The sequence below is a fragment of the Akkermansia massiliensis genome (assembly GCF_018847375.1).
GTDB classification, from domain to species: domain Bacteria; phylum Verrucomicrobiota; class Verrucomicrobiia; order Verrucomicrobiales; family Akkermansiaceae; genus Akkermansia; species Akkermansia massiliensis.
This window is the reverse complement of sequence record NZ_CP072036.1, coordinates 1,592,256-1,612,544: the sequence shown is the minus strand read 5'-3', so window position 1 is coordinate 1,612,544 and position 20,289 is coordinate 1,592,256. Positions and strand designations below refer to the sequence as shown.

Here is a 20,289-nt window from a genome sequence, read left to right as displayed (position 1 = left end):
CGCGCGCCCGTCAGAGAGCGGCGGCGGGGCGGGTTTCCAGACAGCGCCTGTAATAATCCACGCGGGAGACGAACCAGCTCCATTTATGCCCCGGGCGGCCGTTGGTCAGCAGCGGGGCCGGGCAGTTCTTGCCCGTCCAGTAATAATGGGGCACCACATTACGGAGGGGAATGTTGTACTGCTTCATCAGCACCGCCGTCAGCTTGGCGGAACGGTTCCAGGTGACGATGGGGTTGTGGCTCCTCACCTCCCCCATCTCAATCCCGATGGAATACATGTCTCCGGGACCGCCGCGGTCCGCATGGCGCCCCGTCTCGTTCAGCGGAATATGCTGGATGGCCCGGTACTGGTCCACCGTAAAATGCCAGTTCAGGGAACCCATGGCCCCCCTTTTCAGCGCACGGGCATGCGCCGCGGCGTCTCCCGTGGGGTTGGCCGTGCTGTGGATGGTGATGAAGCGCGGATGCATGGAATGGGAGGCGCGCCGCGCGCGGGAGCGCGGGGACATGAAATCGCGGCTGATGTGCACTTCCCGGGACATCTGGGACATGGTGCGCGGCACGGGGGGAACGTTCTGAATCTTGAAGCTGACGGCAGGCGGGCGCGAGGCGTCCGAACACGCCGCCAGCAGGGCCGGCAGCACCAGAAACACCGCATTTGCCATCAACGTTCTAACATTCATGATTCTTCCCTAGACTATCCGGCGCGAGCTGGCAAGCAGATTTCCAGTCAAAACAGGCTTTTTCACCCTTCCCGGAGCACAGCAGCGGGGAAACGGGAGCCCCCGCGGAACGCTCCGGAGCGGCCACCGCCGGAATCAGGGCAACGCCTTCCCCTGCACGGGGTTTCCCCTCCGGGAGCAACCAAACCGCCCCATAAAAAGCCGCACGGGAGACTTGCCAACGGCCATTTCCGTGCATACACTATTTCCACCATGAGTACCACTCACGAAGCAGCTAAGAAGTGGGTCGACGAAATCGCCCAGCTTTGCCAACCCGACTCCATCTATTGGTGCAACGGCTCTCAGGAAGAAAATGATGAGCTTTGCAACATGATGGTAGAAAAGGGCACCTTTATCAAATTGAACCCCGAGAAGCGCCCCGGATGCTTCCTCGCCCGTTCCACCCCCTCCGATGTGGCCCGTGTGGAAGACCGCACGTTCATCTGCAGCGAGAAGGAAGAAGACGCAGGCCCGACCAACCACTGGGCCGACCCCGTTGAAATGAAGGCCAAACTGAAGGGCTTCTTCAAGGGCTGCATGAAGGGCCGTACCATGTACGTGATCCCCTTCTGCATGGGTCCCCTGGACTCCCCCCTGGCCAAGATCGGCATTGAAATCACGGACTCCCCCTACGTCGTGGTCAACATGCGCATCATGACCAAGATGGGTGAAACCGTTCTCAAGCGTCTGGAAGACGAAGTCAAGGGCGGCGGCAACCCCAAGCGCGACGGCTACGGAACCTTCGTTCCCTGCCTCCACACCGTGGGCGCCCCGCTTGCAGACGGCCAGATCGACGTGCCGTGGCCCTGCAACGAAGAAAAATACATCTGCCACTTCCCGGAAACGGAAGAAATCTGGTCCTTCGGTTCCGGTTACGGCGGCAACGCCCTGCTCGGCAAGAAGTGCCTGGCCCTGCGCATCGCCTCCGCCATCGCCCGCAAGAACAAGTGGATGGCCGAACACATGCTCCTTCTGGGCATTGAATCCCCGGACGGCACGAAGGCCTACGTCGGCGGCGCATTCCCGTCCGCCTGCGGCAAGACCAACCTGGCCATGCTCGTTCCCCCCGCCTCCTACCGTGAAGCCGGCTGGAAGACCTCCATCATCGGTGACGACATCGCCTGGATCTGGCCCCATGAAGACGGCACCTTCCACGCCATCAACCCGGAAAACGGCTACTTCGGCGTGGCTCCCGGCACGTCCTACAAGACGAACCCGATCGCCATGGACACCATCAAGGAAAACGTCATCTTCACCAACGTCGGCCTGACCGACGACGGCGACGTCTGGTGGGAAGGCATGGACGGCCCCGCTCCCGCCCACGCCATCGACTGGCAGGGCAATGACTGGACCCCGGACTGCGGCCGCAAGTGCGCTCACCCGAACGCCCGCTTCACCGCTCCCGCCGCCCAGTGCCCGACGATCGACCCCGAATGGCAGAACCCGGAAGGCGTTTCCCTCTCCGCGATCCTGTTCGGCGGCCGCCGCGCCACCACCATGCCCCTCGTCTTCCAGTCCCGCGACTGGACGCACGGCGTTTACGTCGGCGCTACGATGGGTTCCGAAATGACCGCCGCCGCATTCGGCAACATCGGCCAGGTCCGCCGCGACCCGATGGCCATGCTTCCCTTCATCGGTTACAACGTAGGCGACTACTGGCAGCACTGGCTGGACATGGGCAAGACCGTTGCCAATCCTCCGCTGATCTTCAACGTGAACTGGTTCCGCAAGGACAAGGACGGCAACTTCATCTGGCCGGGCTTCGGCGACAACATGCGCGTCCTCGACTGGATCCTCCGCCGCGCCAAGGGCAAGGCTGAAGGCCAGAAGACCGTGCTGGGCGTCTCCCCGACCTACGACGAACTGGACAAGACCGGCATCGACTACAGCGAAGAACAGTTCAACGCCAACATGGCTCTCAACCCGAGCGAATGGAAGGCTGAACTGGAAAGCCAGACCGAACTGTTCGACAAGGTGGGCAAAAAGCTCCCGGCCGAACTGGAAGAACAGCGCCAGATCCTCATCAAGAGCTTCTCCTAAGCGGAACTCCTGACTGAGCGTCAACTCAACAGCAGAGGCTGTCCCATCCGCGGGACAGCCTCTTTTTTATTCCCCCGCATCTTCTCCAAACACGCTCATGGAGCGCCGCGCGCCCTTGCGGCAACCGAATAGTCACTCTTGCGGCATGGTCAAAAATCTCCAACAGCCATCGGATACCGATTAAAAGGTCGTGGAAATCCGTGTCCTTTCCATGTTATGGGTACGTGGAAAATGAAGGGCTTAAAGAGCTGTAATGATACTGCATGAATAGAAAAACAAAAATCGTTTTCTTCCTGAGTAAAATATTCAGCAATCTTGTGGGTTGCAGCTTTATTTTTACTTGAGCCGCTATTTTTATTCCGGGTTCTTCTGAAAGAAAGAAATCGAAAAACGGGTATAGTAAGAATATGTCCAACCGTGTGTTTTGATGGAATTTTATGGCCGCGGCATGTGTTGCTGGGTCATTCCCGGCATGATGCCGCGGCCACTTATCCCTCCGCATTCATCCGGGACGGCTTGCATAGTACCCGGTTCAATAGGGTCATGATATAAGGAAACGGCATTTCAAGGATGTTAAAGAGATGAAATTAAGCTTCATTATACTGAGCCTGGTCAGCGGACTGGCACTCTCCGCCCCTCCCCGCGAACTTTCCTTTTATGCCGTCAGCCCAGTTGAGGGAAAAGCGCCGGTGGTCGACGGCTGCCTGAACGAGGCAGCCTGGGAAAAAGCGGCCGTATTCCGTCATTATTATGTTTACAATTGCGCGGAGCCGACTCCGGGAAAACTCAAGACGGAATTCCGTATGCTGTATGATGAAAAAGGAATCTACCTGGGCATCATCAATTTCGAGGAGCATCCGGAAAAATTGAGGAAGATCATTACCGACTTTGACAACGCCGCCATTTGGACCGACGACTGCGCCGAAATCTTTTTCGATGCCAGGGCCAATGGAATAAGCTACCATTGTTTCAAGGTCAATTGCATCGGAACGCGCGCCGATTTCCGCCGCCGGGACGCCGCCGTTTATCAGAATGACTGGAGCGGCACCGACTGGACCGCCCGGACCTCCATCGGCAAGGACCGCTGGACGATTGAAGCGTTTTTCCCCTGGAGCGACCTGCCCGCCAAAGCGGAAACGTCCGATATCTGGATGTTCTGCCACGTCCGTTATGCCTACTCCGGCGGAAATTTTGCCGGAGCCGCCAGTTCGATATTGGGCGGATATTCAAGCCCGCGCAATTTCGGCTATATTTACTTCAAGGGAGCAAATGACACTGTTTCGCCGGAAAAGATATCCACCCTGCTGTCGCGTTCCGCGGAAGAGCCATGGTGCGCCATGGCTGGCGACACCCTGATCCTGCGAGATAAAGGTAAAAGTGTCCTTACGGAACCCGGCCAGGTGAAGAACAATGAATTCGCGGAAATTGAAAAGCTATCAGCCGAACTGGCACGGGCCTGCGGGAAATCCGCTTTTAAAAAGTACCGGGAAGAACTGGATGCGATCAACCGTGAATGCCGTGTTCTGGAGAAAGAAAAAACCACGGTCAGCGGATTAAGGCGCCTTTACGTCCTGAAAGAGCGCTGCCGGGCGCTCAAATGGAAAATTGCCCTGGAAGAAAGCCTGAATTAACTCAAAAAAGAAAGACCATCCATTGATGAAACCATTCCCACTGTTGCTCTGCATCCTGCTGGCGGGCCTTGTTGCTCCCGTATTCGGCAAACTGGACGGCACTTACATGAATGAGGCCGGAATGACCCTGAAAACGCCCCATGCCGCATGGGATGAAAAAGGAGAGCTTCCCCATAAGAAAATACTTTTTATCATGCAGCAAACGGCCTCGCGAGAGATCATTGAGCTGGTCCAGCGCTTCCCGGGCTTTGAATATGAAGTGGTTCTCACAGCCAATGAACATAGCATCGGAGCGGATGATATTTACAGCAATCCGATCGCGGGGCTGAGCACCGCCGACAAACTTCAGGAACTGGATGCCAAACTGGCAAAGGATTATGATCTGGTGGTCATGGCAAACGTCGATTTTGCGGTCCTGCCGGATGAACAGAAATTCCGCCTGATGTCGATGGTGCGGAACGGAACCGGCCTGGTCCGGATTCAATCCGGCGAACCCTGGTCCGAACTTAAGAAACTGCCTTATAAAAAACCGTACGCCCAGCCGTTGCCCCGGCCGGAATGGGTTGCCGGAAGCAACAGCCTTCCCGGAACCAGGCCTAAAAACTTTGAATCGCGTATTTTCAACGCCTGGCAATTCGGCAATGGCCGGATCGTCGAAGTCGATTACGGCGCGGGCTACCGGCCAGGAGTGGGGCTGACGCCGTATTTCAACTACACCACGGACTGGTTCTTCCTCTATGAAACGTCCCAGGCTTTTCTGGCCCAGGTGCTCTATTACGCCAGCGGAATAGAACTGCCGGCATTCTCAGTACGGCAGGACAACGGCCAATTTGCCGTGACCTCTCCGGAAAAAACCGTTGCCGAGGGCCGTATCCGGCAGCCGGATAATTCCGTCATCCGGAACAGCCTTGATTTCACGAACCTTCCGGCGGGCAGATATGCCGCAGACGTATTGGTCCGCCGGGATGGCGCGCTGGTCAACTTCGGCGCCTTTCCCTTTACGGTGGAATCCTCTTTCGGGGCCGTATCAGTGGAAACGCCCAGGCTGGTGCAGGACCGCGGCCCCTTCTCCGTCACGTTGAAACTGGCTTCGCCCGCGCAGGACGGTTATTCCGCCAAAGTGGAGCTGATGGACGCACCCTACCGCAATGTATGGTTCAGCAAGACCCTTCCTTTGGAAGCCGGAAAAAAAGAGCTTTCATTCGGCCTTGAAAATTACCGGATGCCGACCATCGGCGGTTATCTGCGCTGTACCGTTTACGATGCCCGGGGACACGCGGCCCATGCGGAAAACCCGGTGATTTTCCCGGATTATTCCCTGGAAGATTATCTCCAGCTTACCTGGGGCCAGGTTGGCTGCACCTTCAACCCGGCCTTCGGGGAGCGGATCATCGACCGCCTCGGCTGGAACGTATCGCTGCAATTTTTCAGCAAGGGAGATATTGAAAACGCCCTGCGGAACGAAAAACTGTGCCCGTATATCTGCCGGATCGGGATGGAAGCCGGGCCGAACAATGAAACCAGAATATTGCGCAAGCTGTGGTCCGAACAGAAAGAAAATATGGAGCGGCTGGGTACGTTGAACGGCGACGAATCGTTCTACCACCCATTGGTCCGGAAGCTTTGGAGCGACGATCTGCGACGCCAGGCAGAGTACCTGAAAGACCTGAGCCCTGTGCTGTACAACCTGGGCGACGAAAATTTTTACACCTACGATGCCGGGTTCGGAGAGTCGGATAAACAGCCGTTCGCCGATTTCCTGCGGCAGAAGTACCAGACCATGGAAAACCTGAACCTTGAATACGGCGCCTCCTATGCCGGATTCGGTGAAGTGCCCCACCTCCGGCTGGACGCGGCCAAAAAAACGGGAAATCTGGTCGCTTACAATGACCACCGGGAATATATTGAAAAAATGTACGTGGACATGCATCATTTCCTGGCGGCGGAAATCAAAAAGGTTCATCCCGGAGCCCGGGTAGGCGCGGAAGGCTCCCCTCCCGGCAACCTTGAAGAAATGATTAAGGGGCTGGACTTCTGGGGCCCTTACAGCGGCATGCAGGAGAACGAGGCGCTGCGCGCATTCGGCGCGGACCGGGTCCGGACCATCTGGTGGGGCGGCTATTGCTCGGAGCGTTCATCCTATCCGTACAAACTTTGGGAACACCTGCTGCAGGGAGCGATCAACGGCCACGCCTGGTTCCTGATCAACCCCGCCCTGGGAGAAACCAGCCATTCCGGCGATCTCTCCGAGGCGGAATACCTGCGCCAGTACATGCCCTATCTTGATGACTTGAACTACGGCCTCGCACAGCTGCTGATCAAAACCCCGTTTCCGGATACCGGCATCCTCTTCTACTACAGCCACACCTCCAATTCCGCCGCCCAGGCGGACAGCCGCTGCGTCAAGCCGGACGCCAGCATGAATCCGCTGCTCCGGTATTGCTACCAGCGCGGGCTGGGCTTCAATTTCGTCTCGCCAAATACCCTGGAACGCCTGAAAAACGCACGGCTCCTCTTCCTCTGCGGAGCTTCCTCCCTGAGCGACAAAGAGTGCGCGGCCATTCTGGATTTCGTCAAATCCGGGGGCACCGTACTGGCTGACGCCAATATCGCGCTCCTGAATGAAAACCTGAAAAAACGTCCCCGGAACCCCTTGAGCGAACTTTTCGGGAACCTGACGTTCGACCAGGCGAAAGAGCTCGAAATCCAGCCTTATGAAAGCACAAGCGGAGCCCTGGCCCTGGCGGGAGAAAAGGCGCATGCGGTCCACGGCAATCCGGGCCTGCAACTCCGCAAGGCCGGCAAAGGAAACGCCATCCTGCTGAATGCCTCCCTCTCCGTTCTGGAAAATAATTCCCTGCCCGGCTCCTCCCTGAACACGTTCCTTGACCAGGTGGTGAAAAACGCCGGTATCCGTCCTCTGGCCGTCATCCCCGATTTCAGCGACACCCTGATGATCCGTCCGCGGCAGGCCGGAGAATTCGAACTGCTGGGCGCCCTCGGCCAGGAAAAGGACCTCGGCAAATCATTCACCGCCAAATTGCCGGAAGAAAAATACATCTATGAGTGCCGCAAAGGACTGGTGGGGAAATCAGACAAGCTTGTCTTTAAATTCTCCAATGCGCCGTTCCGCTGCTTTGCCCTGTTTGACCGGGAGCAGCAGCCGCCCGTGGTAACCGCTCCGGCCCAGGTGGCCAAAGGCGCCCGGGCCCTGCTTAAGATTTCCGGACCGGCCAATCCCCGGGAACGCGCGTACCGGATTACGGTAACGGCCCCGGACGGCAGGGAAATTCTGCACCGCAGCAAAACCATTTACGGCAAGACGGAATACCCGCTGGATTTCGCCTTTAACGATCTTCCCGGCGCATACCGCATCACCATTGAAGACGCGGCTACAGGCTTGAATACCCAACACGAAATAGAGGTAAAATAATCATGCAGAAACTCACCCTGACCGTACTGCCCGGATTGTGCACCACACTGCTGTACGCCGCCCCTTCCATTGAAAAGAAAGAAGAGAAATTTGACCGCAAGGGAACTCCCGTCCTTGTGACCCGCCATACCGTCAACCTTGGCAACGGAAAAATCAATTACCACACCGTTACCAATCCCAATGACAACAAGCCGGTTCAGCAGGAATGGGGGGATTTCAGATTCGGCATCGAATATTGGAGGAACCCCAATACTCCCGGAAGCTGGAGCCCCGTCAATTTCCTTGCCGTGATCGGCAAGGACGGCAAAACACTGCTGGACCGGAAAGTCGCGGAAAAAATTGACACCGTAGAAAACGGCAAGATGGAAATGGCCGTATTCACGTTCCGCCCGGAAAACAGTGTTCTGGACGTCAGGATAGCGCAGTTCAAGGATCGCCCGGACTGGCTGTTCGTCAAGGTCAGTTATCCCGGACAACTGTATGAAGTCTGGGCGTCGCCGGTTCACGGTTACGGGAAGCCGGAACTGAAGTCGCAATTCGCCCTGAAAGAAGGGGACGGGGAAAAACCATGCGGAAAGCCGGACTGGGTTCTGACGAAAACAACCGGAGGAAACGGGGTAATGAACTTCAACCGCTATGCTTACAAGGAGTTCGGCACTTTCATCGTTTTTGAGAAAGAATCCCTCCGCCAGATCCGGATTCATGGAGATGATATCAAATTTGAGCTGAAGCCGGAGTCGGACAGCTTCAGTTTCGCCATAAGTTATTTCAAAGACCGGAACCCGGAGGAGGTGCGCCCGGAATTCTTCAACGTGACGGTTCCGGAAGTGGAAAGCTTCCTGAAGTCCATTGATTGGAACCCGGTCCCCGACCGGAAGACGTTTTCAGAGCTTGCGGATGAAACCCGGAAAAATATCTCCATCCTGAAAAGGGACGACGGCCATGCGGCGGACTATGAAAAGAAAGTAAAAGAACTGGAAACCGATTTTTCCGAAGCGCCGAGTTTTGAAACTCTGGCCGCCCTCCGCGAACTGAATAGGGAAGTCATCAAGAAGAACCTTGAAAACCTGTAGGAACACGGTATTCATCGACGCCGCTGGCAAGGCATCCTGTAGAAATTTCCTGGGCTCAGGACCCGGTATGTTCCAGCCGGCTTTGGTTCAGGGAAAACGGTCCCGGGAGCGGCCAAGGCTTGCGGCGTTCCTGGCGCATCAGGAAAATTCGGGGACTTCGGCAACGGCGATGACGGCGGCGGCGGCGCTCAGGCGGGAATGGGTCATGGTCAGGAACCAGCCCGTGACGCCCTGCTCCCGGGCCGTCACTCCGGCAGTGCCGTGCAGCAGGATGGAGGGAGCGCCCGCATCATTGCGCACCACCTCCACATCCGTAAAAGCGCATTTTTCCCCTATTCCCGTTCCCAGGGCCTTCGCCACGGCCTCCTTGGCCGCAAAACGGGCCGCCAGACGCGGCACGGGGTCCGCATGCTTCCGGCAGTAGGCCCATTCATCCGGGGTGCAGATGCGCAGGGCAAACGCCTCCCCGTTTTTCTGGAGGGCCTGGCGCACGCGGTCCAGGTCGATCAAATCCATTCCCAATCCTGCAATGCGGCTCATGTTCCTGCAACCGGGGGTTAAAGTTGAAACGGGAATATCAGCTCAGGCGGTCAATCGCCTGGCGCATTTCCCTCACGGCCTGCTCCATCCCCACAAAGAGGGCGCGGGCTACGATCGTATGGCCTATGTTCAGCTCATGCAGGTAAGGCACGCCGTCCATCAGCTGTTCCAGATTCTGGTAGTTGATGCCATGGCCTGCATTCACCTGGATGCCCAGGGAGTGGGCCAGCTCCGCGGCGCGTTTCAAACGGGCCAGCTCCGCCGTGCGTTCCTTCCCTGCGTGGTTGGCAAAGCATCCGGTATGAAGCTCCACCATGGGCGCTCCCAGACGGGCGGCGGCGTCCACCTGAGCCAGCTCCGGATCAATGAACAGGCTCACCTGAATGCCGTTGTCAGCCATTCTTGCCATGGTGGGGGCCAGTTCCTTTTCATGAAAGACGGCGTCCAGGCCGCCTTCCGTAGTAATTTCCTCACGCTTTTCCGGGACCATGCAGACATAGTCCGGTTTCAGCCGAAGGGCAAAGTCCACCATCTCCGGGGTATTCCCCATTTCCAGGTTCAGGGGAAGGGCCACGCTCTCACGGACGCTCAGGGCGTCCGCATCCTGCATGTGGCGGCGGTCCCCCCGGACATGGAGGGTGATGGAATCCGCCCCGCCCCTTTGCGCCGCATAAGCGGCGTCCAAAACACTCGGCTCCACGTTGAAGGAATCAAGCATGGTCGCATAGCGGGCCTGCCTCAGCGTGGCGATGTGGTCTATATTTACACCTAGCAACATATCGGTTTTAAGACAAGGGGACGGGGCCGATCATTCAAATTAATGGAGGAAATGGCGGTGGCCCGTGAACACCATGGCGATGCCCGCGGCGTCCGCGGCGGCGATCACTTCCTCGTCCCGGATGGAACCGCCGGGCTGGATGCAGGCGGTGGCTCCGGCGTCAATGGCTACCTGGAGGCCGTCCGCGAACGGGAACATGGCGTCTGACGCCACCACGCTGCCCTTCAGGTCCAGGCCGGCCTGTCCGGCCTTCCAGACGGCAATGCGGGCGGAATCCACCCGGCTCATCTGCCCGGCGCCGATGCCGAGCGTGCGGTCCGTGCCGCCGAAGACGATGGCGTTGGAGTGCACCTGCTTCACGACGCGCCAGTTGAAGCGCATGGCGGTCAGTTCTTCCTCGGTCGGGGGGCGCTTGGTCACCACCTTGGCTTCCAGATTGTCCAGGCCCATCACGTCCGTATCCCGCTTCATGGTCATGAAGCCGCCGGGAGCGGAGCGGATGATGGGTTCGCGGCGCGCCTTCATCCAGGCTTCCGTGTTCATGCGGATGATGCGGCAGTTTTTCTTCTTCTGGAGAAGGGCGCGGGCTTCCGCATCGTATTCCGGGGCGATGATGACGTCCGTGAAAATGGCGCTCAGCACGCGGGCCAGGCCTTCCGTCATCGGACGGTTGACCACGATCACGCCGCCGAAGGGGGCCTGCGTGTCCGTTTCAAAGGCTTTCTGCCAGGCGTTGCGCAGGTCTTCGTCATCCTGGCCCACGCCGCAGGGGTTCGTGTGCTTCAGGATGCCCACCGTCGGGCGGCGGAACTGGGTGATCAGCTCGGCGGCGCCTTCGATGTCCAGCACGTTCGTGTAGGAAAGCTCCTTGCCCTGGAGCTGGTTGAAAATGTCCCCGAAGCTGCCGTACAGGCTGGCTTCCTGGTGGGGGTTGTCCCCGTAGCGCAGTTCCTGGTACAGGGGCGCGCAGATGCAGAAGCTGCCCTTGGTGCTTTCCGCGCTCTGGTGGCCCAGGTAGTTGGTGATGGCGTTGTCGTAATTGGAGGTGCGCATGAACACCTTCACTGCCAGGTTTTCGCGGGTTTTCAGGGTCGTGTCTCCCTTGTGGGTCTGCATTTCATCCAGAATGCGCGCGTAGTCCGCGGGATCGGACACGACGGTGACGGAGGCGTAGTTCTTGGCGGCGGAACGGAGCATGGACGGGCCGCCGATGTCGATCTTTTCAATCGCTTCCTCCAGCGTGACGTCCGGCTTGGCGACGGTTTCCTCAAAGGGGTACAGGTTCACGCAGACCAGGTCAATGGGCTTGATGCCGTTTTCCTTCGCCTGGCGCACATGCTCTTCATTGTCGCGGCGGTGCAGCAGGCCCCCGTGCACCATGGGGTGAAGCGTCTTCAGGCGTCCTTCAAACAATTCCGGTTCCCCGGTATAGTCGGAAATTTCAATCACCGGAAGGCCCAGGCCTTTCAGGAAAGCGGCGGTGCCGCCGGTGGAAATAAGCTCTACTCCAAACTCGTGCAGGCCCTTGGCAAACTCCTCCAGGCCGGTCTTGTCGGAAACGGATATCAATGCGCGCTGAATAGCCATAAGATCAAATATCTGTAATGTACCCGCGGGCGAACCCTCCTCTCCGGGAGCGAACGCGACAAATGCGGTTCCTTTCCCTACATACTACCGCCCCGTGAAGCAAGCGCAATGTCACCTATCATGACAGCCGGGGGGATTTTTTCCTCCCAAAACATAAAAAAACGCCCTTTTTATCGCTCTTGTCTTGACATTCGGGCGAATACTTACTACTTCAACCGCTCACAAATAACCATTTCTTTTTAGCCATGGCAACGATGGAAGTAATTCTCGCAACAAAAATTGAAGGACTCGGCGCGGAAGCCGACCTGGTGACCGTTAAGGCTGGCTATGGCCGCAACTACCTCATCCCCCAAGGTCTCGCCCACGAAGCAACGGCCTCCAACCGCCGTTTCATCGCCAATCTTCAGGCCGCCCGCGCCAAGCGTGAAGCGGAAGAACTCAGCGCCGCCCAGGAAGTGGCCGCCAAAATCAACGGATTGACCGTAGACCTTACCCTTGAAGTGGGTCAGGGCGGCAAGGCGTTCGGCGCCATCACCAACCAGAACATTCACGATGCCCTGACCGCTCAGGGAGTGGAAGTGGACCGCCGCGCGATTGAGCTTGAAAAGCCGATCAAGAGCGAAGGCGAACACGAAGTCGCCATCAAGGTGCATCCCCAGGTGGAAGCCACGCTCAAGGTGGTCGTCAAGGAAAACGCCTAAGCGGCGCGCATCCCTTTCTTTTTTCCGGCAGGCCCGGTTCCCACCTTGGGAACCGGGCCTCTTTTTGTCACCCTTTTTACTTCCCTTCCCTGTACAAACAAGGCATCATGCCCGCGTTGGGTGTCACTCGACATCATGCACGGCATCGTTCCATCCCCCCACCGAAATCAACGGCATGATTCGACTCTATCGTCAAACCCCGGAAGGCATTGAGCGCACCACCCAGGTGGATGCGGCTGAACAGAACTTGGACTCCGTCTTCTGGATTGACCTCCTTACCCCTGAACCGGCGGAAATCAAGTTTGTGGAACGCCTCTGCGGGCTGGAGATGCCCACCTACGACGAGATGAGGGAAATTGAGGCCACCAGCCGCCTGTACACGGAAGACGGCGCCCGCTTCATGACCACCACGGTCCTCAGCCGCGTGGATACGGAATCCCCCTCCCTGTCGGAAATCACCTTCGTCCTCATGGGGGCCAAGATCATCACCATCCGCCATTCGGACTCCTATTCCTTCCGCGTCTTCTCCCACCAGCTCCTGCGCCAGAAGCAGATCAGCCGGGACCAGGTTTTCACCGGACTGCTGGAAACCATCGTGGACCGCCAGGCGGACGTCCTGGAACGCTTCGGCGCGGAACTGGACCGCCTTTCCAAAAACATCTTCCGCAGGGACGAGCCGGAAGGCAAGGCCAGCAAGCGCGTGCCCGTCTCCAGCGCCCTGCGCCTCACGCTCCAGGACCTGGGCCGCGTGGGGGACCTGCTCACCCGCCAGCGGGACTGCCTGGTCAACCTTCTGCGCCTGCTCACGTACGCCAGCAATGAAGAGGCCCTGGACGACACCAACTCCACCCTGTACATCAAGCTGCGCCCCCTGAGCCGCGACGTCACGTCCCTCTCGGAATACGCCAACTTTCTTTCCAGCAACGTGAACTTCATGCTGGACGCCGTTCTGGGCCTCATCAACATCGAGCAGAACGAAATCGTCAAAATCTTCACCGTGGCGGCCGTGGTCTTCATGCCCCCCACCCTCATCGCCAGCATCTACGGAATGAACTTCTCCCACATGCCCGGCCTGGAAAACGAATACGGCTATTACATCTCCCTGGTCGTCATGCTCGTTTCCATCATTCTTCCCCTGGTTTATTTCAGGAGCAGGCGCCTGCTTTGAACGGCCCCTGCCACGGACTCCCTCCCTCTCTTTTTGTCAACCACTCCTACCGTTTCATGATTGATATGGACTCCAAAATCACCCGCCTGATTGAACAGGCCTCCGTCATTGTCGGCGCCCTCCCCTACCTCCAGGCCTACCGGGACAAGACATTCCTCATCAAATTCGGCGGCAGCGCCATGGACGACGCCCGCCTGGTCAAGAAGCTCATGCGCGACATCGTTCTGCTGGAAGTCCTGGGCTTCAACCCCGTGATCGTCCACGGCGGCGGCAAGGCCATCTCCAAGGCCATGGCGGAAGCCGGGCTGGAGGCCCGCTTCATCAACGGTCTGCGCGTCACGACGCCGGAAGCCATTTCCATCGTGGAACGCACCCTCTCCGGAACCATCAATCCCGGCCTCGTCCAGATGTTCCGCGACTACGGAGGCAAGGGCGTAGGCATTCCCGGCACGGAAATCTTCGTGGGGGAACGCATCCAGGAGAAGGACGAACAGGGCAACCCCGTGGACATCGGGGAAGTGGGCAACGTCATCGGCTGCCTGACGGACCGCATCACGGAAGCGCTGGAACTCCAGATCACCCCCATCGTCTCCCCCCTGGCGAAAGAGCTGGGCACCCACAAGCCGCTCAACGTGAACGCGGACTTGGCGGCGGCGGCCCTTGCCAAGGAGCTCAAGCCGGTCAAGCTTATCTACATTTCCGACGTTCCCGGCATCATGAAGGACCCCGCGGACCCGTCCACCCTCATCAAATCCGTCACGCGCACGGAAGCCCTGGACCTCATTGAAGACGGCACCGTTTCCGGCGGCATGATTCCCAAAATCCACTCCGCCATTGACGCCCTGAACGCGGGCGTGCGCAAGGTGCACTTCATTGACGGACGCCTGCCCCACACCCTGCTGCTGGAAATCTTCACTCCGGACGGCATCGGTACGGAAGTCATCAGGGAACAGCGCTGACCACCCGCCGCCATGCGCCTTTTCCTCCTTCTTCCGGCCCTCTCACTGGCGGCGGCCTCCTGCTCCATGCAGCCCACTCCGTCCAGCCTTTCCGGCTCCTGGACCCAGCCCGTCCCCGGACAGCCGGGGCACGTGCAGGGAATGCAGCTCCTGCCGGACGGCAGGGCGAGATCCATCAACATGCGCACGCTTCTCTACCGGAGCTGGCAACTGGACGGCAAGCGCCTGACCCTGACGGGGAAAAGCATAGGCAACGGGAACTCCTCCCTCTTCACCACAACCTCCACCATTGACAGACTCAGCAGAACTACGCTGATTCTAAACAGGGACGGAAACCGGGAGGCCTACACCCGCACGCCGGTCGCGGCCGGAAGGTAAGCATCCCGCCGCCTTCCGCTATTCATCCTCCAGAAGGGACTTGTTGGCCGCTTTCGCCAGCTCGCAATTCGGGCATTTGTCAATCAGGCGGTCCATCAGGGCCTCAATGCGGGCGTCCTTCGCCATCAACTGCTCATCCTTCTTCTTGAGCAGGTTCAGCGTATAATTCACGGCAATCGTCAGAACGCCCAGGCCGCCGATGGCTCCAGCGGAAGATACGGCCGTATCTGCGGAAATATTGCCCAGGATCGTCGTGCACCCGCCTATGGAAAACAAGCACTTAGCTATGGAAAAATTCATCATGGGTTCCGTCTAGCAAACCGCTTCCCCGTCTGCATCACGCCCAATCCGTCCACATCCGCCGCGCGGCACGCCTGGGCGGCACGGCGCGGCAGCCAAATTCCCGCCGAATACACTCGGAGAAAACGCGCTCCCCCTCCCCCGGAAAGGCGCTATTGCCGGGGAACACGGTCCACCGGACCCGCGCAGGGAGCAAGGCCGCGCGGCGCGGGAAAAATACTTATACCCGTTGCCGCATTTCCTTCTTCGGCTTTGCGGTGTTTGTGCTAAAGTGGCGCCAATCTGCCCGGTCCGGGGCTCTTACCAATACTTCACTTCATCCAATAGAAAGACACAAACATCATGCATATGGCGGACGGCTTCATTTCACCGGCGGTAGGCTGCACCATGTGGGCGGCTTCCGCCGCGATCACGGCGCTCTGCGCGCGCAAGGTCAGGCAGGAAAAGGAAGTGCGGCTCGTCCCGCTCATGGGCGTTCTGGGAGCCTTCATCTTCGCCTGCCAGATGCTGAACTTCACCATTCCGGGCACCGGGTCCAGCGGCCATCTGGGCGGCGGCCTCATCCTGGCGGTCCTGCTGGGGCCGTATGCGGGCTTCCTGGTCATGGCGGCCATCCTGGCGGTGCAGGCGCTTTTCTTTGCGGACGGAGGGCTGCTGGCCCTGGGCTGCAACATCTTCAACATGGGCTTCTTCTCCTGCCTGGTAGCCTACCCCTTCATTTACAGGCCCCTGGCCGGGAAAAACCCCGGCACGGGCCGAATCACGCTGGCCAGCATCACCGCCGCCGTCATCGGGCTCCAGCTGGGGGCCTTCTCCGTCGTGCTGGAAACGACGGCCTCCGGCATCTCCGCGCTGCCCTTCGCCCAGTTCGTGGAACTGATGCTTCCCATCCATCTGGCCATCGGCGTGGTGGAAGGACTCGCCACGGCGGCCATCGTCATCTTTATCAGTCGGGCCCAGCCCTCCCTGCTGCGCCCGGCTGATCTGGAAACCGGCCCCGTCAAAAAAGCCTCCTTCACCGTTCTGGGCATCTTTGCGGTAACGGCCCTGCTCTGCGGGGCGGCCCTTTCCTGGTTCGCCTCCGCCTACCCGGACGGCCTGGAATGGTCCGTGGCCGGCGTCACCGGGTCGGAAGAAACCAGCCTGGCGGAGCCTTCCTCCCTCCACCGCAGCCTGGAATCCGTACAGGCATCCACCGCCATCATGCCGGACTACGCCCTCCCCGCCGCGGAGGAAACAGCCTCCTCCGGAGAGACGGAGGGAGCCTCCTCCATCGTCAACCCTGAAACCAGCCTGGCCGGCGTGCTGGGGAGCGTCATCATTGCCGCCCTGGTCTTTGCGGCCGGCTACCTGTTCGGCAGAAAACCGCACAGCCACTGCCCCCGCTGACCCCCCATGCCCCTGTTCACGGACGCCGCGCGGCAATTCCGCCAGATGGACCGGTTTTCCTGCGGAAACACCGGATTCCACCGTCTGGACGCCCGTATTAAAATAGGGGCCTTCCTCGTCTTTCAAATCTGCGTGCTCTCCTGGCCGCCGCAGGAAATCACGGGGCTGCTGCCCTTCTTCCTGTTCCCGGTCTGCGTCATCCGCATGGCGGGGCTCCCCCTGGGCTACCTGCTGAAGCGCACCCTGTGGCTGCTGCCCGTCGCCGTCATGATCGGCATCTTCAATCCGCTGGTGGACAGGACGCCGGCGGGAGAATGGTTCGGCATTCCCGTCACACAGGGCATCATCTCCTTCATCTCCATCATCCTGCGGTGCATGCTCACCATCCTGGGAGCCTTCACGCTGCTGGCCTCCACGGGCTTCGCTCCGCTCTGCCGGGGCCTGAGGCAGCTCGGCGCGCCGCGCATCCTGATCACGCTCCTGGCCTTCCTGTACCGGTACGCCTTCATCCTGATGGATGAATTCCAGAACATGCTGATGGCGTTCCGCTCCCGGCGGGGAGGCTCCGGGTCCGTCCCCCTTTCCACCTGGGGGGCCATGACCGGCCAGCTCCTGCTGCGCACCTTCGGGCGCGCGGAACGCATTTACCAGGCCGTCCTGTGCCGGGGAGGGGAAGACCCTGAATTCGTCAGCGCCCCCGGCGTCATCACCATGCGCGGCGTGGCGGGCGGCATTCTCTTCTGCGCCCTCGTCATCCTGTTCCGCTGCTTTAACGTCACCATGCTGGCGGGCCAGTGCGCCCGCAGCCTCCTCTCATGAGCCACCACCTTGTAGAAACCATCGACCTGTGCTTCAGCTACCCGGATTCTCCTCCGGCGCTGAACCGCGTCTCCCTGCGCATCACCCACGGGGAATCCGTTGCCGTCGTGGGCGGGAACGGAGCGGGAAAATCCACCCTGCTCCTGCACCTCAACGGCCTGCTGGAGCCCTCCTCCGGACAGGTGCGGGTAGGGGACATCCCCGTCACGCCCAAAACCGTCGCCCGCGTCCGGGAAAGCGTGGGAATGGTATTCCAGCAGGCGGACGACCAGCTTTTCATGCCTACTGTCCGGGAGGACGTGGCCTTCGGCCCGCTCAACATGGGCCTCCCTCCGGAAGAAGTCAGCCGCCGCGTGCGGCAGGCTCTGCGGGACGTCCATGCGGAAACCCTGGCGGACAAGATGACCCACCACCTTTCCGGCGGGGAAAAACGCGCCGTCTCCATCGCCACTGTCCTCTCCATGACCCCGGACATCCTGGTTCTGGACGAACCCAGCGCGAACCTGGACCCGGCCTCCCGCCGCACCCTCATCAGCCTCCTGCTCCAATTCTCCCATACCAAAATCATCGCCACCCATGACCTGGACATGGTCATGGACCTGTGCACCCGCTGCATCGTGATGAAGGATGGCTCCATTCTGGCGGACGCGCCCGTTCCGGACATTTTCGCCGACTGCGCTTTGCTGGAAGAAGCGCGCCTGGAACAACCCCTCAGCTACCGCCTGATGCAGTACGGCAGGGAGAGGGAGAACTCCGGCCAATTTTAAGGAGGAAAAACTCCTTACACAAACTCCAGACGGGCATCCGGCAGGGACTTGATGAACCGCGCCCCGTACCTCTTGGTGGCTACGCGGGGGTCCAGAATCACCACCATGCCGGAATCGCTCCTGGTGCGGATCAGCCGCCCCACCCCCTGCCGCAGCTTCAGAATGGCTACGGGCACGGAATACTCGTAAAACGGGTTTCCCCCGCGCGCCCTGATGCTCTCAAAGCGGGACTCCACCAGCGGGTGGTCCGGCACCTCAAACGGCAGGCGCGTCACGATCACGTTGGAAAGGGCCTCCCCGGGCACGTCCACCCCGGTCCAGAAACTGTCCGTGCCGAAGAGCACGCTGTTCACATCCTTCCGGAACGCCTCCAGCATGGCATGCCGCTGCATGTCCTGCCCCTGCACGTACAAGGTCCATCCCTGTTCCTCACAGAACGGGCGCACCTTTTCCGCCACCTGCACCATCAGCCGGTAGCTGGTGAACAGCACGAAGGCCCTGCCGCGGGATTCCGCCAGATACCTTTTAATCCACTCCGGCAGCACTTCCGCATACTCCGGCTGGTCCGGCTCCGGCATGGAGCGGGCCACGATCAGCCTCATCTGCTCCCGGTAATTGAACGGACTGCCTATCTGGAGCTTCCGGACGCTTTCCGCACCCACGCGCCCCGCAAAGTAGCCCATGTCCGCATCCCCCGTCCCCAGCGTAGCGGAGGTCAGAATGGCGGAACGCCCGGCGGAAAACAGGCGCTCCCTCAGGATATCGCCCACCTCCACGGGGGCGGAGCACACGCTCATGTTCCTTCCCTCCGGACCGGACCGCTCCGCCCAGTACACGTGCCCCTCCTCCGTCATGTCCATCAGCACCTTCAGGGAGGCCTGCGCCTCCTCCATGCGGGCGGCCATGTCCGCCAGCTCGTCCTTCACGGCCACGTTTTCCTCCTGCTTCGCGCCCTCCCTCTTCAATTCTCCGATCAATTCCGCCAGAGGCAGGGAAAGAATGTCCTGGGACCATTCCGGCTGGAAAATGCGGACAATCTTGCCGGAGCCCGCAAATCCCAGGTCATCCCGCGCATTCTGGAAAAACAGGCCTGAAGCGTCAATCACGTCCTGCACCCGCTGGAACAGGGCCGGATTGTTCAGCGGTTTCAGCAGGCCCTTGTGCGTGCGCGGATTGAACATCCGCAGCAGTTCATAATTGAGATGCGGTTCCGAGAGCTGCACGCCCAGCTGCCGGGCGGCGATGTTCTCAATCATGTGGGCCTCGTCCAGAACCACGAAATCCCCGGGAAAAACGAACCCCGCCTCCTCGGAATCCTCCGCCTGGGCCATCAGGCCGAAAAACAGGGTATGGTTCAGCACCACCACCTTGGCCTCCAGCACCCTCTTGCGGGCCACTTGGTACGGACAGGAGGGGCCGCAATGGCGCATGCTGCACGCATGCGGTTCACTGCACACCATGGCCCATACCTTGGGAGACGGACGGAACGCCATGTCGCTCAGGGTGCCGTCCTGCGTTCTCAGCGCCCAGTCCTGAATCCGCGTCAGCTCCGCGGCTTCCCCCTGCGTAAACAGGGAATCCATCTGGGCCAGCGCGCGCCGCAGGCGGGTATGGCACAGGTAATTCTGCCTGCCTTTCAGCAGGGCGGCGGAAAAATCAATCCCCAGGGCGGCGCGCAGCAGCGGAATATCCTTGTTGAACAACTGCTCCTGCAAATTGATGGTATGCGTGGAAATGACCGCTTTCCGGTCAAAATCCAGAGCAAACTTCACGGCCGGCAGCAGATAGCCCAGGGACTTGCCTACGCCCGTTCCGGCCTCCACCAGCAGCGGGGCGTCCACCTGGAGAGCCCTCGCTACGGCCAGGGCCATATTCTGCTGCTCCGCCCGGTATTCAAAATCCCTGGCGCGGGAGAACAACCCGTCCGGGGCAAATGCCCGGTGGACATAAGCCTCAAAGGCGCTAACGCCTTCCACGTCATCTGCCCCGGCGCCATTCATACGGG

17 protein-coding genes are annotated in these 20,289 nt (G+C 59.7%); 11 read left to right on the top strand and 6 right to left on the bottom strand.

Annotated elements, in window-relative coordinates:
- Positions 1 to 10 precede the first annotated feature (10 nt).
- Positions 11 to 682 (bottom strand): peptidoglycan recognition protein family protein, encoded by a 672-nt coding sequence (locus J5W70_RS06715; RefSeq protein WP_022398110.1) that lies wholly within the window; start codon positions 680 to 682, stop codon positions 11 to 13.
- 252 nt (positions 683 to 934) lie between these two features.
- On the opposite strand from J5W70_RS06715, the gene J5W70_RS06710 reads away from it, so the two are divergent.
- The 4 genes from J5W70_RS06710 to J5W70_RS06695 all read left to right on the top strand — a co-directional run bounded on the left by J5W70_RS06710 (position 935) and on the right by J5W70_RS06695 (position 8,898).
- Entirely contained in the window at positions 935 to 2,761 is a 1,827-nt protein-coding gene (locus tag J5W70_RS06710) for a phosphoenolpyruvate carboxykinase (GTP) (protein WP_022398111.1), read from the top strand.
- 581 nt (positions 2,762 to 3,342) lie between these two features.
- A complete protein-coding gene (locus J5W70_RS06705) occupies positions 3,343 to 4,392 on the top strand; it encodes a carbohydrate-binding family 9-like protein (protein WP_022398112.1) in 1,050 nt (349 codons plus the stop codon).
- A 25-nt stretch (positions 4,393 to 4,417) separates the two neighbouring features.
- Positions 4,418 to 7,825: a type 1 glutamine amidotransferase family protein gene (locus J5W70_RS06700; protein ID WP_022398113.1), complete on the top strand. Its 3,408-nt coding sequence runs from the start codon at positions 4,418 to 4,420 to the stop codon at positions 7,823 to 7,825.
- 2 nt (positions 7,826 to 7,827) lie between these two features.
- The gene (locus tag J5W70_RS06695) at positions 7,828 to 8,898 is read left to right on the top strand and encodes a hypothetical protein (protein ID WP_022398114.1); all 1,071 of its coding nucleotides are present in this window, start codon (positions 7,828 to 7,830) and stop codon (positions 8,896 to 8,898) included.
- Between the two features lie 138 nt (positions 8,899 to 9,036).
- Here the strand turns inward: J5W70_RS06695 and acpS are convergent, their stop codons facing one another.
- From acpS to purH, 3 genes are read right to left on the bottom strand one after another with little or no spacing between them, the layout of a single operon-like run.
- A complete protein-coding gene (acpS, locus tag J5W70_RS06690) occupies positions 9,037 to 9,438 on the bottom strand; it encodes a holo-ACP synthase (protein WP_022398115.1) in 402 nt (133 codons plus the stop codon).
- Between the two features lie 37 nt (positions 9,439 to 9,475).
- Positions 9,476 to 10,216 (bottom strand): pyridoxine 5'-phosphate synthase, encoded by a 741-nt coding sequence (locus J5W70_RS06685; RefSeq protein ID WP_022398116.1) that lies wholly within the window; start codon positions 10,214 to 10,216, stop codon positions 9,476 to 9,478.
- A gap of 39 nt (positions 10,217 to 10,255) precedes the next feature.
- Complete coding sequence (purH, locus tag J5W70_RS06680) at positions 10,256 to 11,803, bottom strand: bifunctional phosphoribosylaminoimidazolecarboxamide formyltransferase/IMP cyclohydrolase (protein ID WP_022398117.1); 1,548 nt, start codon at positions 11,801 to 11,803, stop codon at positions 10,256 to 10,258.
- 245 nt (positions 11,804 to 12,048) lie between these two features.
- Between purH and rplI the strand changes: the two genes are divergently transcribed.
- From rplI to J5W70_RS06660, 4 genes are all read left to right on the top strand, one after another.
- Positions 12,049 to 12,504, top strand: a complete 456-nt coding sequence (gene rplI / locus J5W70_RS06675; protein WP_022398118.1) for a 50S ribosomal protein L9 — start codon at positions 12,049 to 12,051, stop codon at positions 12,502 to 12,504.
- A gap of 175 nt (positions 12,505 to 12,679) precedes the next feature.
- On the top strand, positions 12,680 to 13,672 hold the full coding sequence (locus J5W70_RS06670) for a magnesium transporter CorA family protein (RefSeq protein ID WP_022398119.1): 993 nt from the start codon (positions 12,680 to 12,682) through the stop codon (positions 13,670 to 13,672).
- 56 nt (positions 13,673 to 13,728) lie between these two features.
- Entirely contained in the window at positions 13,729 to 14,631 is a 903-nt protein-coding gene (argB, locus tag J5W70_RS06665; RefSeq protein WP_022398120.1) for an acetylglutamate kinase, read from the top strand.
- 12 nt (positions 14,632 to 14,643) lie between these two features.
- Positions 14,644 to 15,009, top strand: coding sequence for a lipocalin-like domain-containing protein (locus J5W70_RS06660; RefSeq protein ID WP_022398121.1), 366 nt, complete (start codon positions 14,644 to 14,646; stop codon positions 15,007 to 15,009).
- 18 nt (positions 15,010 to 15,027) lie between these two features.
- On the opposite strand, the gene J5W70_RS06655 is transcribed toward J5W70_RS06660, so the two are convergent.
- Positions 15,028 to 15,312 (bottom strand): hypothetical protein, encoded by a 285-nt coding sequence (locus J5W70_RS06655; protein WP_022398122.1) that lies wholly within the window; start codon positions 15,310 to 15,312, stop codon positions 15,028 to 15,030.
- A gap of 339 nt (positions 15,313 to 15,651) precedes the next feature.
- Between J5W70_RS06655 and J5W70_RS06650 the strand changes: the two genes are divergently transcribed.
- Genes J5W70_RS06650 through J5W70_RS06640 form a run of 3 tightly spaced genes read left to right on the top strand, consistent with a single transcriptional unit; the run spans position 15,652 to position 18,284 of the window.
- Positions 15,652 to 16,698, top strand: coding sequence for an energy-coupling factor ABC transporter permease (locus J5W70_RS06650; RefSeq protein WP_022398123.1), 1,047 nt, complete (start codon positions 15,652 to 15,654; stop codon positions 16,696 to 16,698).
- Positions 16,699 to 16,704: 6 nt separating this feature from the next.
- Positions 16,705 to 17,517, top strand: coding sequence for a cobalt ECF transporter T component CbiQ (cbiQ, locus tag J5W70_RS06645; RefSeq protein WP_022398124.1), 813 nt, complete (start codon positions 16,705 to 16,707; stop codon positions 17,515 to 17,517).
- Positions 17,514 to 18,284, top strand: a complete 771-nt coding sequence (locus tag J5W70_RS06640) for an energy-coupling factor ABC transporter ATP-binding protein (protein WP_022398125.1) — start codon at positions 17,514 to 17,516, stop codon at positions 18,282 to 18,284. The genes cbiQ and J5W70_RS06640 overlap by 4 nt, the downstream gene beginning before the upstream one ends.
- Positions 18,285 to 18,298: 14 nt before the next feature.
- Here J5W70_RS06640 and J5W70_RS06635 read toward each other — a convergent pair whose 3' ends face one another.
- Positions 18,299 to 20,284: an ATP-dependent DNA helicase gene (locus J5W70_RS06635; RefSeq protein WP_022398126.1), complete on the bottom strand. Its 1,986-nt coding sequence runs from the start codon at positions 20,282 to 20,284 to the stop codon at positions 18,299 to 18,301.
- Between the last annotated feature and the right edge of the window lie 5 nt (positions 20,285 to 20,289).

Bases quoted from the DNA above. Each gene is read 5' to 3' on its own strand.
- J5W70_RS06695 (WP_022398114.1), top strand. From the start codon at position 7,828: ATGCAGAAACTCACCCTGACCGTACTGCCCGGATTGTGCACCACACTG.
- J5W70_RS06660 (WP_022398121.1), top strand. From the start codon at position 14,644: ATGCGCCTTTTCCTCCTTCTTCCGGCCCTCTCACTGGCGGCGGCCTCC.
- J5W70_RS06640 (WP_022398125.1), top strand. From the start codon at position 17,514: ATGAGCCACCACCTTGTAGAAACCATCGACCTGTGCTTCAGCTACCCG.
- cbiQ (WP_022398124.1), top strand. From the start codon at position 16,705: ATGCCCCTGTTCACGGACGCCGCGCGGCAATTCCGCCAGATGGACCGG.
- J5W70_RS06715 (WP_022398110.1), bottom strand. From the start codon at position 682: ATGAATGTTAGAACGTTGATGGCAAATGCGGTGTTTCTGGTGCTGCCG.
- J5W70_RS06705 (WP_022398112.1), top strand. From the start codon at position 3,343: ATGAAATTAAGCTTCATTATACTGAGCCTGGTCAGCGGACTGGCACTC.
- acpS (WP_022398115.1), bottom strand. From the start codon at position 9,438: ATGAGCCGCATTGCAGGATTGGGAATGGATTTGATCGACCTGGACCGC.
- J5W70_RS06685 (WP_022398116.1), bottom strand. From the start codon at position 10,216: ATGTTGCTAGGTGTAAATATAGACCACATCGCCACGCTGAGGCAGGCC.
- purH (WP_022398117.1), bottom strand. From the start codon at position 11,803: ATGGCTATTCAGCGCGCATTGATATCCGTTTCCGACAAGACCGGCCTG.
- J5W70_RS06700 (WP_022398113.1), top strand. From the start codon at position 4,418: ATGAAACCATTCCCACTGTTGCTCTGCATCCTGCTGGCGGGCCTTGTT.
- J5W70_RS06670 (WP_022398119.1), top strand. From the start codon at position 12,680: ATGATTCGACTCTATCGTCAAACCCCGGAAGGCATTGAGCGCACCACC.
- J5W70_RS06650 (WP_022398123.1), top strand. From the start codon at position 15,652: ATGCATATGGCGGACGGCTTCATTTCACCGGCGGTAGGCTGCACCATG.
- rplI (WP_022398118.1), top strand. From the start codon at position 12,049: ATGGCAACGATGGAAGTAATTCTCGCAACAAAAATTGAAGGACTCGGC.
- argB (WP_022398120.1), top strand. From the start codon at position 13,729: ATGATTGATATGGACTCCAAAATCACCCGCCTGATTGAACAGGCCTCC.
- J5W70_RS06635 (WP_022398126.1), bottom strand. From the start codon at position 20,284: ATGAATGGCGCCGGGGCAGATGACGTGGAAGGCGTTAGCGCCTTTGAG.
- J5W70_RS06655 (WP_022398122.1), bottom strand. From the start codon at position 15,312: ATGATGAATTTTTCCATAGCTAAGTGCTTGTTTTCCATAGGCGGGTGC.
- J5W70_RS06710 (WP_022398111.1), top strand. From the start codon at position 935: ATGAGTACCACTCACGAAGCAGCTAAGAAGTGGGTCGACGAAATCGCC.